Annotated in this window: 12 protein-coding genes and 1 pseudogene; 6 read left to right on the top strand and 7 right to left on the bottom strand. The window is 69.4% G+C overall.

The features are described 5' to 3' along the window. Window positions 1-30: 30 nt before the first annotated feature. The 7 genes from ACY0PA_RS35330 to ACY0PA_RS35360 all read right to left on the bottom strand — a co-directional run bounded on the left by ACY0PA_RS35330 (window position 31) and on the right by ACY0PA_RS35360 (window position 10,621). A complete protein-coding gene (locus ACY0PA_RS35330) occupies window positions 31-2,421 on the bottom strand; it encodes a DUF8128 domain-containing protein (RefSeq protein ID WP_473081489.1) in 2,391 nt (796 codons plus the stop codon). After that, on the bottom strand, window positions 2,418-4,250 hold the full coding sequence (locus ACY0PA_RS35335; RefSeq protein ID WP_473081490.1) for a VirB4 family type IV secretion system protein: 1,833 nt from the start codon (window positions 4,248-4,250) through the stop codon (window positions 2,418-2,420). Before ACY0PA_RS35335 ends, ACY0PA_RS35330 begins: the two co-directional genes overlap by 4 nt. Beyond that, window positions 4,247-5,149 (bottom strand): PrgI family protein, encoded by a 903-nt coding sequence (locus tag ACY0PA_RS35340; RefSeq protein WP_473081491.1) that lies wholly within the window; start codon window positions 5,147-5,149, stop codon window positions 4,247-4,249. Before ACY0PA_RS35340 ends, ACY0PA_RS35335 begins: the two co-directional genes overlap by 4 nt. A gap of 7 nt (window positions 5,150-5,156) precedes the next feature. Next, window positions 5,157-6,818 carry a TrbL/VirB6 family protein gene (locus tag ACY0PA_RS35345; protein WP_473081492.1) on the bottom strand — a complete coding sequence of 554 codons (1,662 nt, stop codon included), beginning with the start codon at window positions 6,816-6,818 and terminating at the stop codon, window positions 5,157-5,159. Window positions 6,819-7,114: 296 nt separating this feature from the next. Further along, a complete protein-coding gene (locus ACY0PA_RS35350; protein ID WP_473081493.1) occupies window positions 7,115-7,450 on the bottom strand; it encodes a pilin in 336 nt (111 codons plus the stop codon). 351 nt (window positions 7,451-7,801) lie between these two features. Continuing rightward, the gene (locus ACY0PA_RS35355) at window positions 7,802-8,554 is read right to left on the bottom strand and encodes a hypothetical protein (protein ID WP_473081494.1); all 753 of its coding nucleotides are present in this window, start codon (window positions 8,552-8,554) and stop codon (window positions 7,802-7,804) included. 642 nt (window positions 8,555-9,196) lie between these two features. Further along, window positions 9,197-10,621 (bottom strand): pentapeptide repeat-containing protein, encoded by a 1,425-nt coding sequence (locus tag ACY0PA_RS35360; RefSeq protein WP_473081495.1) that lies wholly within the window; start codon window positions 10,619-10,621, stop codon window positions 9,197-9,199. 881 nt (window positions 10,622-11,502) lie between these two features. Between ACY0PA_RS35360 and ACY0PA_RS35365 the strand changes: the two genes are divergently transcribed. The 6 genes and pseudogenes from ACY0PA_RS35365 to ACY0PA_RS35390 all read left to right on the top strand — a co-directional run bounded on the left by ACY0PA_RS35365 (window position 11,503) and on the right by ACY0PA_RS35390 (window position 15,259). Continuing rightward, window positions 11,503-12,153 carry a hypothetical protein gene (locus ACY0PA_RS35365; protein ID WP_473081496.1) on the top strand — a complete coding sequence of 217 codons (651 nt, stop codon included), beginning with the start codon at window positions 11,503-11,505 and terminating at the stop codon, window positions 12,151-12,153. Further along, complete coding sequence (locus ACY0PA_RS35370; RefSeq protein WP_473081497.1) at window positions 12,150-13,091, top strand: TRM11 family SAM-dependent methyltransferase; 942 nt, start codon at window positions 12,150-12,152, stop codon at window positions 13,089-13,091. Before ACY0PA_RS35365 ends, ACY0PA_RS35370 begins: the two co-directional genes overlap by 4 nt. A gap of 8 nt (window positions 13,092-13,099) precedes the next feature. Beyond that, a pseudogene (locus ACY0PA_RS35375) lies at window positions 13,100-13,630 on the top strand (DNA cytosine methyltransferase); the annotation flags it as partial. 91 nt (window positions 13,631-13,721) lie between these two features. Further along, window positions 13,722-14,195, top strand: coding sequence for a hypothetical protein (locus ACY0PA_RS35380; protein WP_473081498.1), 474 nt, complete (start codon window positions 13,722-13,724; stop codon window positions 14,193-14,195). After that, on the top strand, window positions 14,192-14,422 hold the full coding sequence (locus ACY0PA_RS35385) for a hypothetical protein (RefSeq protein ID WP_473086625.1): 231 nt from the start codon (window positions 14,192-14,194) through the stop codon (window positions 14,420-14,422). Before ACY0PA_RS35380 ends, ACY0PA_RS35385 begins: the two co-directional genes overlap by 4 nt. A 387-nt stretch (window positions 14,423-14,809) precedes the next feature. Beyond that, window positions 14,810-15,259 (top strand): helix-turn-helix domain-containing protein, encoded by a 450-nt coding sequence (locus ACY0PA_RS35390; protein WP_473081499.1) that lies wholly within the window; start codon window positions 14,810-14,812, stop codon window positions 15,257-15,259. Window positions 15,260-15,290: the final 31 nt, after the last annotated feature.

Below are 15,290 nucleotides of genomic sequence, written 5' to 3' on the forward strand. Positions count from 1 at the left end.
CTCGGCGCGCGGGGGACCTCGGGTGGGGTTTTATAGGGGGAGATAGCGGGAGCGGCTGGTGGTGCCGCCGACCCGGGCGGCAGCGGCGGCCCGCAGCTCGGCGGATCGACCCGGCACAGGTGGACTCAGGGGCCGGGTGGTGAGGGTGAACGCCGAGGATTCCGCGCCATGGGCCAGCAGGTGGGCGGCGGCCTGGTAGGGGCCGAGGTGGGCGAGGTCGTGGGCGCCGAGGGTGGGCAGGGTGTGGCGCTCCAGGGCGCTGGCGTCCTCGGGGGAGGCGTTGAAGAAGACCTTGTTGCGGGCGTTGGCGGAGATGCCCTCGCGCAGGTCGCGGGGGAGTTGGGCGAGATGTTGATGGGCGAGGACCATGGACAGGCGGTAGCCGCGGGCCTCGGCGAGCATGTCCTCCAGCGGGTAGGGGAGGGTCAGGAAGTTGTGGGCCTCGTCGACGTAGAGGGAGGCGTCGATCCGGTCGCGTTCTGAGGTGCGGGCGCGGGCGGTGGTGGCCTGCCAGGTTTTGGCGACGATGAAGGAACCGAGCAGCCGGGTGGTCTCCTCGCCCAGAGCGCCCTTCGGTAGGCGGGCCAGGAGGATGCCGCCGTCCAGGACGTCGGCCAGGTCAAAGGTGGACTCGCCGGAGGCGATGGTCTGGCGGGCGAACGAGCGCAGCAGGAAGGCGCGCAGCTTGTTCATGATCGGTCCGACGACGGCGGCGCGGGAGGGCTCGGACAGCGACTCGTACCAGAGCCAGAAGCCTTTGAGGACGGGGTCCTTGATGGTGGGGATCATGCGGATGCGGTAGGCGGACTCGCCCAGGAGGCGGGGGATGTCGGCGAGGGTGACCAGGCGGTTGGTGGCCTGGGCGTGACGCAGCAGGGTGAGGCAGGCGGCGCGCATGATGTCGTCGGTGCGCGGTCCCCAGAAGGCACTGAAGATGCGGCGGAAGATGCCGGTGATGTTGTCGACGACGACGTCGATGTCCGCGCCGTCCAGGACATTGAGGCATGGCGGGGTGTGGGTGTCGTCGGGGTCGATGACCACGAGCTTGTCGGCGCATGAGGGCGGGAGGCGGTGAAGGAGGTCGGTGATCAGGTCGCCCTTGGGGTCGATGACGATCGCGCCACGGCCTGCGGTCACGTCGTCGAGGACGAGCTGGGCGACGAGAGTGGATTTGCCGGAGCCGGTGGCGCCCATGAGGTGGAGGTGGTGGCGGGCGTCGGGGACGGCCAAGCCGACACCACGGCGGGCCCCGGTGTCCGCTGTGCCGAGCGGTTTGACGCCGGAGCCTGGGGCGGGGATGGCCGGGGGCGGTGCGATGGACCGGGCGCCGGCCCGGGCCAGGCCGGGGGCGTCGGGATCCACGGGGAGGTGGGCGAGGGCGGCGAGTTCGGGCACTGACAGGAGGTCGCCGCGGTGAAGGAAGCGGCGGGTGCTCAGCGCCTCATGTGGTTCGCGCAGACGGTGGCGGGCCAGCCAGTTCCGTGCCGCGTAGAGGGAGAAGGAGGAGGCGATGGCGTGGGCGCGACCGTGCAGCCGGGCCTCGGCCTCCTGCGCTTTCGCCGGGAGGGCGATGGCGTAGCGGATCTGAACGTCCCATTGCGGGCCGGTGAGTTTGCCGACGCTCTGGCGCACCTCGACGCCGTGCGAGGGGTCGGCGGCTGCGGGCGAGGTGCGCTGTGGGGCATGGGTGAACAGCCGGAAGACGGAGGAGAGGCGGGGTGCGGTGTGCCCGGCTTTGAGCCGACGGGCCATGCGCTTGGCGCGGCGCAGTCGGGCGCCGGTCGCGGGCCGGGCCAGGACCTGCACCAAAGCGTGCTCGTCCTCCGCCATGCCTGTGGCCGCTTGGAGCAGTGCGCGCAGCGGATCGTCCTTGTGGTCCGTGCGCAGAGGCAGCGCCTCCATCCGCGCCAGGCGGAGGCGGCCCGACGTAGTCAAGTGACGTGAAGGGAAAGGTGGTTCGGCATCAGTGACAGTGGTGTGGGCCCCGGGCCAGGAGGCCTCGACAGCGCGGCGGACAAGGGTGGTGGGGATGGAGCCGGGAAGCCACAGTCGCACGGTCAGTCCGCCGGTGTTCCACTGGTACTCGAAGGCGATGTGCGGCTGGCCGTGCAGGAGGCGCCGGTACCAGGGGCGCAGCAGCCCGGAGAGCTGCGCCCACAGCACTTCACCGCCCTTGGCGGGCACGGTGGGCGGGGCGAGGATCGTGACCAGTCGGGCGCCCACGGCAAGAGAGCGCTGCCGCCCGCGATGCACCCGTGTGCGCAGACCCACGACGCCGACGCAGGCCAGCACGGCCATGGGCGCCAGCCACGGCCAGGCGCCGACGAGAAAGCGCCAGTTGGGCGCCAGCAGAGCGGGCCAGGAGTGGCTGGGATCCGTCAGGAACGTGCCCAGCGGCCCGCCGGGGGACGGGGCGGTCACAGCTCGATCCCGGTCAGGTCGGGGAGCCCGTACGGATCGTTCGCCTCGCCCTGCGCGGCGTTCTCGGCTTCGTAGAGTTCGACAGGGTCGGTGGTGATCAGCTCGTGCTCCGTGTCGGAGGCGATCGGGCTGAAGGAGATCTTGGTCCGGCCGGACAGCAGGAGGGCACATCCGCGGGGCGCGGCCAGCAGATGATGCCGTTCGCCGCGCGAGAGGCGGAACGCGGTGGCGATCTGGTCGATCGACTGCGGAGCCTGGCGCATCAGGAGCTGGGTGGCGGCATTTGCCACGATGGCCCGGCCGAGTTCGGACGCCAGGACGTCGTCGGCGTCCTGAGTGACCACTGCGAGCCCTGCCCAGTACTTCCGGGCTGCTTTGGCCATCTGGAACAGGAAGCGTGCACCGTGCGCTTCGCGCATCAGGCGCCAGGCCTCGTCGACGACGACCAGGCGTCTGCGCCGGTTGCCGGTGTGGGCGACCTGGCGCCAGATTGCGTCCAGTGCGAGGAGCATGCCCGCGGTTTTCAGTTCCTCGGGGATCTCGCGAAGTGAGAAGACAACCAGGTGGCCGGCGGGGCGGGTAGTGCTGGGACCGGCGAACAGCTGCCGGTGGGAGCCGGTGATGTAGGGCTCCAGGCGCGTCGCCAGTTCGCGGGCGGCCGGGTCCTGCATTGCGAGCAACTGGGCGGACAGGTCGGCGAGTAGTGGCGCGGGTCGGGACCACGTGGCCGGATCGGAGGTGATGCCCGCCTGTTCGTAGGCGGCGAGTACGGCCTTGTCCAGGACCGCACGTTCGGCCGTGGAGAGTTCCCCGCCGAGCAGCACGGTCAGGAAGGTGTGCAGGAAGAGGACGCGGCGCGTGAGGGCATCCGACTCCGTGCCGCTCTCGTGCGGCAGGTCGAAGGGGTTGAGCCGTACGGCGGGGTCGCCGAGACGGATGACGGTGCCGCCGACGGCTTCGGCGAGGCGGACGTATTCCTCTTCCGGGTCGATGACCATGGCTTCGGTGCCGGTGAACAGCAGTCGGAGAAGCTCGAGTTTGGTCAGGTACGACTTGCCGGCCCCGGAGCGGGCCAGGAGCACCGAGTTGTAGTTGTCCTGGGCGAAGCGGTCCCACAGGACCAGGGAGCCGCTGGCCGTGTTGACGCCGTACAGGACGCCGCCCGGGGCCATCGCCACGTCGGCCGGCAGGTCTGGGGAGGCGAAGGGGAAGCAGGCGGCCAACGCCTCGGTGTCGAAGGTGCGGCGCACGTTCAAGGTGTCGATGCCCAGCGGGAGGGTGGCCAGCCAGCCCGGGAGCGCCCGGTAGGTGGCGGGAGCGGTGGACACCAGCAGGGACTCGGCGATCGAGCGGACCAACGCCACTTCGTTGGCGAGGTGTTCCTCGCTCTCGCCGTAGACGGTCATGTACAGGCCGAGGCGGAAGAGTTTTCCCTCACCGCGCGCGATCCGGTAGGCCAGTTCGGCCGCATCCTGCGCGGCTGCCTCGGTGTCAGGGTCATCCAGCCGTCCCCGGTCCGATCCGGCGCGGCGGGAGGATTCCAGGCGGGCGCGCTGCTTCTTGAGCTGCTGCGCGGCGAGCGCGCTCGTGACGGGCTCGATGTGCAGGGCGACATCGAGGCGGCCGGGGTAGGTCAGCAACGGATCCAGCCACCCCGGCACCACCTCGGCGGGATACCCGGTCACGACGAGAGTGGCGGCAAGGAAATCGCCGACGGCGAGGGTTCGGGCGTGTACCTCGATGGCGTCGGGGCCGAGGTGAGCGAACTCTTCGCGCCCGTTGACCAACTCGTCGTGCGCAGCGGAGCGTTGCGGGAAGCGGAGCTTCATGCCCCTCCCATCGGTGTGGCGTCGGGGTCGGCTGCGAGCCGGAGCGTGTGGGCGGTGGCCTCTGCATCCAGCACGGTGACGGTGATCTCGGCACCCTCCAGGGCGCGTGTTGCTTCGGTGAGGCGGTGGCCGGCCCGTGCCCCGCCTGAGGGGGACGGTTCGCGGGCCACGAGCAGGACCTGGCGGGTGAGCAAGTCGCGTTCCGCGGCGAGTTGATCGAGGAAGCCGGCGTGGGCGAGCGCGGCTTGCTCGAGCGCCGGATGCGGAAGCTGCGGTGCCTCGTCGGTCAGTTCGTCGACGAGTGGGGCGACGTCCAGACGGTGGGCGCGCACCAGGATCTGGGTGGGGCCGGTCAGGGCGTTGAGCCAGCGGGCGAACGCCTCGGTCAGCGCCTGCTGTTCGCCTCCGGTGCGCAGGTGAAAGTTGATCGTGCTGCACACCGCGAGCGCGGACCGGCCCTCGTGACCGAGGTCCAGCACACCCGTGTCGCTGACCTCGCTGCACGGCATCCGCAGAGCGGCCGGTTCCCGGCCGGCCTGCGCACGCCACGCGCCGGGGACGAGGCCCGGCAGCCGCCGGACTCCCTCAGGGGCCGGTACACACCGTTTCGGCGTGCGATGGAAGCGGACCGCGGCCAGCAGCAGCCGGTCCATGCCGATGCCGTCCCGCCGACCCACCGCGACCACGGTCACTACGACGGCGACGGGTGCGACGAGGGCCAGGTAGGCGAGCGGTGCCATGAACGAGCGCGTTGCCCAGTACCCGGCGTACAGCAGAAGGCCAGCCACGGCCAGGATGGCGCTCTGACGCGCGGTGAGCGGGCCCAGCACCTGATCCGACTTGCTCACGTCGGCCGGGATACGAGCCGAGGCGACGTACTCGTCATCCAGATCGGTCACAGCGGATTCACCTCCGGGAGGCTGGGGGAGTGGGCGGTTCCAGGGGCAGGCGCAACTGCACTGGGCGTGCCGGGCGTTTGCGGACGCGGGCGGCCGGCACGGGCAGGGCCAACTGCTGCGGCCTCCGCCTCGGACTGGCCGTGGCGGCAGGCGCGGCGGCCACGCTCGGCTGCCCACCCGGCCGCACGATGGGCTGGACGCCCGGTCCGGAACTGCCCGTGCGGGGAACACCGCCAGGGAGAGCGCGTGCAGTGCGGGGAACACGCTGGGCTGCGATCGGCAGACGCAGCTGAGTCGGCCGCCCGGGACGAGCGGGGACACGTTTCGCGGGGATGGGCAGAGTCAACTGCCGCTTATGCCGCGCCTGCGCGGGGTGGATCACGGAGCGAGGGCCTCCTGCCGGTCGCGATGGCCCGGACGCGGCACCGCCGCGCCGAGCAGCAGCGCTCTGTGCGTTGGTCTGCCCTCCGGGTGCCGCACCGGAGCCAGAGGCGACCTGGGTGGCGCGTGCCCGGAGCCCGGTCAGCAGGGCCCTACCGCGGCGGACGGCGAACCCGGCGACGCCCCCTGGCCGCGGCGGGCCGCCCCCGCCGGGACCTCGGCCAGGTCGTCCGCCGCCTCCGCCACCGCGTGGCCCTCGAGGGGGCGGGCCACCGCCACGAGGGCGCCCACCGCCGCCTCCGCCCCAGCCGCCGCCTCGGCCGGCCCCGGCGGGACGCAGAGCGCCCAGTCCGGGCGCCGCACGGTTCAACAGCCGCCACATGGCGACGGACTGGAGCATCCGCAGCGGCGCAGGGGCATTGAGGCTTACGGGGGTGGAGCGCAGGACGGAGCGCAGACACCAGCCGGGAATCTTGAAAAGGATCCAGAACAGGGCCAGGCCGGCGAGCGTGGTACCCAGCTGGCTCGGCTTGGGAAAGCCCAGCAGGCTGGAACCCGGGGCGAAGAACAGCTTCAGCGCGACAACGAACGTCATCGACTGCGCCACCTGGATCGCTAAGCAGCCCGCGAGCCCCCGCCACCACATGCGCGCCAGCGGATCGGTGACCGGATGCGCATGACAGGACAGCGCGAGCGGCGCCGAAACGGCGAGGAGCGCGATCACGGCCACGCGCACGATGTATCCGATGAGGACAGCGACGATCAGCACGACCATGATGACGGTGAGCATCAGCAGGTAGAGCTGCAGCCCTGCGACGCCGAATATCGCGAACGGGATGACCCGTTCCACCAGCCCCTTGCCGGCGTCCGACAGGTCAGTGCCCATCACCACGTATGACAAGGCGTTCGCGAGGCTGATTGCTTTGCCCATCACGGTCAGCGACATGGAGGCGGCGATCATCCCGATCAGCAGCCGGGGAGCGATCTGCTTGAGGGCGTAGCGAGTCTGGACGGTCTCGTAGCCCATGACCGTGATCCCGCCCGCGGTCACGAAGAGCACGTAGATCCCGGCCGCGATCCCCAACGATCCGGTCCACAGGCGTTTGATGTCGGCCTGCCGGGTCACGTCCGGGGTGGCGAGCAGGGTGACGGCCAAGAGTTCGCGCACTGGTTTCATGACCTGCTCGACGAGCTTGCCGAGGAACGAGGTGACCGCGTTCACGATCATTCCGGGGACATCGAGGAGAGCGCCGAAGCCTTCGCCCGGAGTGCAGTCGGTGCCCTCCACCTCGCAAGCCGGCGGAATCAGACCAGGGGCAGGTTCGGGTGCGGAGGGCGGCTTGGGTTTGGGGTTGGCGCGTCCAGGGGCGGGCGAGGGACCAGGTGAGGGCGAAGGTTCAGGCTGCGCCGGCTCCAGAGGCGGATCGGGAGCAGGCCCGGGCGTGGGACGAGGCTCCGGATCGGCCAGCGTGACCGGCGCATGGCGCGGGGCCGCCACGACGTACGGGGAAGACAGCGGCCCGAGAGCGAACCCCAGGGAGACGAAGAGCAGCAGCAGGACGCCGGTGACGCGGCGCGAAGAGGTCATTGGCCGCCCCCGCCGCCAGCGCCGACGATGCCTTGAAGCGCGGTAACCAGGACGGGGGCCATGATGGCCAGCCCATATCCGATGGCCGCGGCCTTCAAAGCCCGCTTGGCCGACTCGACTTCGCCCGGGTCGCCACCGGCCATCAGGTAGCGCAGGCCGCCGAACGTGAGGAACAGCGTGGCAAGCCCGGCCAGGAGACCAACGATCCAGTTCCGCAGATTGTTGATCACCGTGGGGACGTCCGCGACAGCCCACGACGACGGCGGATCGGACACAAGCGTGACAAGCGCGAAGGCCACGACGAAGAGCAGCCGGGCCGCGATCACGCCCACACGGCGCCGCCGGGCATGTCGGCGGGCTCCGGCCCGCGGTGGGCGCAGACGTACGAGCACGTGCACACACCTCCTGGAGCGGCACAAGGGGAGAAGACAGGGGAAGGAGCGGGGGAGAAGTGGTGCCTCGTCCCCGGGGGCGGGCTGGCCCGCAACAGCGCTTCACCTCCTTCATGAGGGAAGGCGAGCTACTGGAACGCGGAGGGGCGGAGCCGAGTGTCAGCACGGGACGCCGTGCCCGAACCCCCAGGGACAGATGAGGCAGAAGGAGCCCTACGGAACGGGAGTTGCCGCAGGTGCCTTCACACTTCTAAGGAGGAAAACCGGACGCGATCGTGCCAGAGACCGGATTCAGAACTCCTCCGCGGCCAGCGCAGCGGCCAGACGCTGCTCAGCCGCGGACCGACGCCGGAAGGCAGCGCGCACACTCATGCCCACCTCGTTGGCGGCCTGCGCCATGAGCCGGCGCTCCAGCCGTGTCTGTGCGATGAGTTCGGCCTCCTCCTTCCCGAGAACCCCAGCACCCACGGCCCGCTCCAGGACCTCGAACACCTCCGCGTGACCGACGGTGGGAAGCGGCCGTGCGACGGTGTTCTCGTCCAGCGGCACGGGGGCCGTGCGCCGCGCCCGTTGCGCGGCGTACAGCAGGCGGTGCGCGGCCCGGTCCCCGGCCCGCAGCAGCCGCAGTCCGGCCTCCTCCGTCCCCACCGGCATGGCCGTGAGCTCGGTGGCCACCGCGGTCAGCACTTCCTGCTCCAGCTCGCATGCCTCGACCTCTGCCAGCCGGGGCAGCCGCGCCAGTGCTCGCCGCAGCCCGGGAATGGCGAGACCAACTGCCACGGTGCCCCACGGCTCACCGTGCGCCTGGCGGCGGCGCAGCACTTCCCGCCATACACGGGCACGGGCCTGAGCGGTGCAGCTGGGATGAGCCATCCGCGAGCGGACGCGGGTCACCGCCAGCGCCCCGGCCTCTGGATCGGGCAGCAGCGAGCCCGGCAGGGTAAGCGGAAACGGCGATGAGGCCAGAGCGAGGAACGCGGACTCGACCTCTTCCAGAGGGGAGACGGACACCAGACAGGCGGGGCGGAAGTTCGTACGTCGCATGACGAGGCTCCTTGCGGCGATGAGCTGCGAAGCGGACGCCGCCCATCCCGCCAGTCACCCCCGTCACGACCCCGCCATCACCGAGCCGTACTCGCGACCCCTCACCGCCACGGCCCCGCCACATCCCGGCCCCGCTATGGCAGATCTGCCACCGACCTGCTCCTTTGCCGCAGCAGACCGCCGAGAAGATTCGCTGAAGAAATACCCAGCCCGACCCTGACTCCACGGACACAGGGTGCCGCGTCGGTTCACCGCCCGGGGTGCCGCCGTAGTGGCAGATCACGCGCTGACCAGTACCTTCTTTGTCTACTGGCGGTATGAGAGATCATCTCGATTGGCGGATCGAGATGCAGGTGCCCTGGAGGGTTGAGACTCCGAGTACTGCTGTGACGATGCAGAGATGCGCGAGATCAATGAGTTGATCAACGTCCACGATCTCCCCTGGCCGTTCCTCCTTCTGTCACTCCCGGCCTTCCAGCCAGCAGCAGCTGGACCGCCTCCCATTCCGCGTCCATCATGTCGACGGATACCGCCGAACCCGTTCGGGATGATCGGTCGCGTTCTCCGAACCTGTGCGCGACTCAACCACAGGATGGATCAGCCGAGTTGCATGCCGCTGGGCGTGAGCGCGTAACGGTGGCGTCACCGCTTCACCCTGCCCCGGATCGCGAGAGCCGCGAGACCGAGCAAGACCGGCTCGGAGAAGCGGGATGCCATTTCGATGTACCCGCCGGCCGTCGTCAAGTCCTGTCCGCTGGACCGGAACACGACCGAGTTGAAGGTGATACTCAGCGCCTCGTCAAAGCGTTCGCCGGTGAAGTGGCTTCCGGTGGGGTTGCGTGGGTCTTCCTTGTCGATCTCGAAGGTGACCCTGCCCCCGCCGGGCGGCACCGTGCCCGTGGCTTCCTGCTTGGGGGAGTCCTGCGGCAGGCCGAACCCCATCATGAGCAGGATGGTGGTCATCATCGCGAGGGCGAGCCAGCACAACGCCCGTGAGGCGCGTAGCCCGTACCCGGACAGCAGCCAGTAGGCCCACAGGAGGCTCCGTTCGCTCCTTGGGATGTCATCAGCGTGGCGTCGCATCTCCATTTCGCCGTAGTAGAAGTCGGCTGCGCCAGGTTCGTGCTTGCCGTCTTCGAGGATCTTGCGTAACTGTCGATATACCGGCGCCAGCGTGATTGGCTCTAGTACCTCTACGCGTCTCGGTGCTGGCGTCCAGCCGTCTGCGGTCGGGCCGCGGCTTGCACGCCAATGCTGTTCTTCAGCCAGTGTCCGCCGGGGCGTCCAACGGACCGGTCGCCAGCCGTGCCAACGCGTTCCGGAGGGAACGAGAGGGAGGGAGTGTCGCCCCTCAAGCCGGAGCTGATCGAGGTGAACTGCGCCAGCGAAACGGCATTTGCAGAGGTCAACGTCAGTCACGGTAAGCATGGCGCAGTCGATTCCGCGAACTGATAGAAGACTTGCTTTGCCGAACCCTTTGAGTGAGATCGGCTGCTGAGGCACAGAGTTGGTAAGGTCCACTTCGGCGTCAGTGACGCGAAGAAGTGACGGCCACTCCCATCGAGCCCGAGTAAAGTCTGTCCCGTTGGCTACTACTTCTATGGTAATGGGCGCGCCGAATGAGGCCTCAATAAAAGAAACTCTCCCATCTGCCGAAAGGTCGAGTGATCGCGCGGTGTGAAAGCTTACCCTGGAGAAGATGATGTCATCCTCTGCGTGTGATCGGGACCAGTCAACATCGTTCTGGAATTCGCATCCCGAAAATTCAACCTTCTCTTCAGTGAAGTTTGTGCAATTGAAATCGGTCGGACCCGAGAAGGAATTGCCGAGAAATAGCGTCATTCCGATGAACTGAGCGCTCTCGAACGTGGTATAGTCATGGAATTCAACGTCAGAGAATACGGCGCCCTGATTAAATTTGGCGCCGGTAAAGAATGTACGCTTCTTGAATTGGCAGCCTCGAAAGTTTCCAGTAATGTGGAAATTTGCACTAGAGAACGTCGCGTCACCATTGAAGCAAGCGGGCTCGAATCTGGCCCACTCGAAGTCGGCGGCGTAGAAGTCCACCTCCCCGAAGGCTGCCACCCCGGTTGCTGGGTCACGGACTGCGTCGAGGAGTGCTTGAAGCAGATCGTCGCTGAAGTGGGTCTCGCAGTGGTTGACGGAGGACCCCGGATGTAGGGAGGAGAAGTACTGGGTGCGCTCTACTTCCGAAAGGTGCCACAAGCACTGCTGGAACCGGTCGACTTGATGCCCTTGGCATCCGAGTGGATCAACCTCTGGGCTTGCGCCATGGCCACAGTATGGCCAGTCCGGGGGGATCGGATTTGCTCTGTTCATGCCACAATCGATACCGCATCTGCCCCCGAAGGTCAGGGTGTTGAGGGAATCCCGTGAACTTGATCAGCTGTGCGGTCGTCTCCTGGCGTGCTCGAGCGGCAGGTCCGCGGAGGGCGAAGCCCTGGGGTGTCGTGAGGGTTGTGCCTATTTCACGAATCCCGGTTGTTTCGGGCGTGCCGGAGACCAAGTGAATCACGAAACGGTAACGGCGGGCGGGCAGGGGAGTACCCGCGTTCGGTCGGACCGTGGGTGCACATGCAACGGAACGGGGGAGCTGTCGGGCCCCGAACTCCTGCGCTTCGAGGGGGTTAGGGAAGGCACTCGTCCCCCGGGGTGTGTACGGCTGGTGAAGGTGCTTCCGAACCGCGAGCAGGGGGTCGGCGAGTTCCGTTGTTGGGTGGCCGTGGGGCCGCTCCACATGGATGCGGGCTCGGTCGATGACGGTGGCGAGGCCGTCGATCACGAGCGGCGGCATGGGTGTGAATATGTCTCCGATCTCCGGCACTCGCTGCGCGATCGACCGAATGGCTGGCACGATCGTCCACCGAAAACCTCCTTAATAGAGTGTCAGCACACCTCGGCGCCACGCCCGTTCAGCGCGCCCACCCATGACCCAGCCACGCACTCCGACGAACTCATTGCCGCTGCCGGCCACCGTCTGGATGCCCGGCCCCCGCGACACCGAGACCGCAGCCTCTGCCTCGTCCGTCTTGCCCTCTTGGGCCATCGATAAGATCCGCGCGGAGTTCACCCACCGACCGGGACGCACCCCCGCCCCGCTCCTGCGCCTGGCCATCAGTGACACCGATGCGGGCATGGACGCCCGTAGCTCCTGCACCCAGGACACCACCCCCGGCGACCCGTACAAGGCTTCACGTACTACGCCGGTGATCCTCGCGGAACTCCACCCCGCCGCCCTCCCCACGGCAGCCGTGCACAGCCACTACGGCAGCGATGAACAAGGCGCCATCGACGACGCCTGGCCCGGCTTCTTCCACCGCGCCCACCGACTCCTGCGCGGCAACGGCCTCCTGCTGCTCGCCACCCGCCAGCGCCGTGACGCCGAACGCCTGACCGACCCCCTCGGCCACCTCGTCGCGGGCGCCCGAACCGCCGGATTCCGCTACCTCCAGCACATCGTGATCGTCCACGGCCACCCGGTCGGTGACCGGATCGTGCCCGCCCCACCGGACGACAGCTCGCCCGGGCTCATGCACAGCGACCTGCTGGTCCTGCGTGCGCAGGGGAGCCGACCGTGAACCCGTGCCCGCTCTCGGTGTGGAACACCGCCCCCACCTCCGCCCCCGCCCAGCGCAAGGGCCGCTACGTGCCCGGCTCCGCGGCCCACCCGGCCAAGATGCTCCCCGCGATCGCCACCCATGCCATCACCACCTACACCCGGCCCGGCGGCCTGGTCCTCGACCCGATGTGCGGCATCGGCACCACCCTTGTCGAAGCCGTCCACCTCGGCCGCCACGCCCTGGGCACCGAATACGAACCACAGTGGGCCGACCTCGCCGACCGCAACCTGCGCCACGCCGACCTCCACGGCGCTACCGGCGCCGGGTCCGTCTACCGCGGCGACGCCCGCCGGCTCACCACACTGATCCCGGGCGCGTTCCACGGCCTGGTCGACCTCGTGCTCACCTCACCCCCGTACGGGGCGAGCGTCCACGGCCAGGTCCGCTCCACCCGGGAGAGCGGCGAACGCGGTGTCGTCAAGAAGGACTACCGCTACAGCCGAGACCCCGCGAACCTCGCCCACGTCGGCCTCGAAACCCTCCTTGAGGCGTTCACCGAGATCCTCACCCAGTGTCGCCACCTTCTCCGCCCCGGCGGACACGCCGTGATCACCACCCGCCCCTGGCGCGAACGCGGCGAACTCATCGACCTGCCCACCGCCGTCCTGGCAGCCGCCGAAAACGCCGGCCTCACCCCGGTCGAACGCTGCGTCGCCCTCCTCGCCGGCATCCGTGACGGCCAACTCATCACCCGCCCCTCCTTCTTCCAGATGAAGAACGTCCGCGACGCCCGTCGCCGTGGCCTGCCCGTCGCCGTCATCCAGCACGAAGACACTCTCGTCGTACGACGACCCACGCACCCCGCCCCCGCTCAGCGCACCGCACGCCCCGCGGGCGGTCCCCCTCACCCGGCGCATGACACGCACCGCCCACCTCTCGCCTGGGCGGGACGGTGACCTGGCCGATGGCTCACTGCGCCGCCCACCGTCACGAAGCCGGTCTGCGCATCGGCAGCCTCTGCTCCGGAATCGGCGGCCTGGATCTCGGCGTCCAGGCCGCCCTGGGCGGCGACATCGCCTGGCACGCGGAGAGGGACCCGCGGGCAGCCCAGATCCTTGCCCGGCACCGGCCCGACGTTCCCAATCACGGCGACATCACCACGGTCGCCTGGGCCACGGTCGAACCCGTCTGCGTCCTGACCGCCGGATTCCCCTGCCAGGACCTGTCGGTCGCCGGCCCCCGCACCGGCCTTGCCCCCGGCACCCGCTCCGGCCTGTGGCACACCGTCACTGAGGCCATCCGTGCCCTCAACCCCTGCCTGGTGGTGATCGAGAATGTCCGCGGCCTGCTCTCCACCCGAGCCGGAACCCACGCCCTTCGCCACGTGGAACCCTGCCCGCGGTGTATGGGAGACCCACCCGTACAACCCGACATGCGGGCACTGGGCCTGCTACTCGCAGACCTGGCCGACCTCGGGTACGACGCGACGTGGTGCTGCGTACACGCCTGCGACGTCGGCGCCCCGCACCGCCGGGCGAGAGTGTTCCTCGCCGCCTGGCCAGCAACCCCGGTGCCAGGAACGGCTGTTGAAGACGCCGACGGCGAACCTGGGCCGCAACGGCGGATCCCAGCACCCGGACAAACGCAAGGCCGGTGGCCACGGCCCCACCCTGGCCGACGAGGTCGAGCATCTGCTGCCCACCCCGCGAGCGAGCGACGGCGCCAAGGGCTCACCGAACCAGTGCTACAGGAACGGCAGCGCCACCCTGGCCTCCACCGCAGCCGCCCTTGCTGCCGCGACACCACGGGGCGGAACGTCGTGGCAACCGCAACCTGCTCCGCCACCCCTTGTCGGCACGCCGACGGCTCTCGGGCACGGTGTCGCCGCGGCGGTCGAGGAGGTCAAGTACCTGCTGCCCACCCCGACCTCGTCGGACGCACATGGCGGTGCGGGCACCACCCCGAAACGCAGGGGCGGCATGAATCTGCGGACGGCCGTCACTCGCCTGCCTGCTGGTGGGGCGAGTTCCTGCCCGCCATCCGCCGATGGGAGCACGTGAGCCGACGTGCCGCGCCCAGCCCCACCCAGCCCGGCACCCGCAGACTCTCCTCCGAATTCGTCGAGTGGATGATGGGCCTGCCCGCCGGCTGGGTCACGGAAACCGACACACTTTCCCGAGCCGCCCAACTCCACCTCTTGGGCAACAGCGTCGTTCCCCGCCAGGCCGCACACGCCCTCAACCTCCTGCTCCCCGACGGCATCCCGCCCCACACCCACCGCCTGTGAGGACGCGGGACCAGGCGGGAGGCGAGGAATGACGCGCCCGCCCCCCCCAATCACGGACTCCAGGGAACGGGCGTGACGACATCGCCGCACCGGAGCGTCCACGGTCGACGCACGGTTCGGCATCTCCACCGCCGCCACGCGTGCGCACAGCCGTCCACGATCCGGGGCCCTGAAAGGCACACGACCTTCCGGCCGGGGCCGGCGGGTGAACCGCGACGCGGCCCGACTGGCCAACTCTTCCCCGCATCCCGGGACCAGTGCCGCACGATCACGCAGAACGCCCCGACCCCCGATTCCCGCCCGTCACACATCGTGTGGACCTGTGCCGACGCCCTCGGCGCCGCGTGCCGACGCCCCGACCACGGCCCGTACTTCCAGGAGCGCGACATGAACTCCGAACCTGCCGAAGAACCGCCTCAGACCGACCGTACAGATGTGGACCTGACCTACCTGCTCGCACTGCCCCCGGACGAGGCCCCTGCTTCCCCGGACCGGCCCCCGCCGCCCACCAGCACCGCGGCTCGCGTCGAAGACCGCGCGACTACAAGGCCGAGGCAGGACCGGCGAGAGTCACAGCCCCCTCATCACGAGCGCACCGCCCAGACCGATCCGGCCAACACCGGGGCGGACGCCAACGACGGGGAGGTGCCGCGGCTGTTCACCGCAGAGCAGGCAGCGCGGGTGCTGCAGGTACCGCCGTCGTGGCTGCGGAAGAAAGCCGCGGCCGGCGCCATCCCACACACGCGCATCGGCCGCCATCTGCGCTTCAGCGCACATGACTTGCACCGTCTCATCGCGGCGGGGCAGCGCGGACCCACCGACGCCCGGCACGGGTGACAACCCGAACACGCGATCCGCTTCCCCTCCG

Source organism: Streptomyces sp. DS1-CR2 (assembly GCF_055760475.1).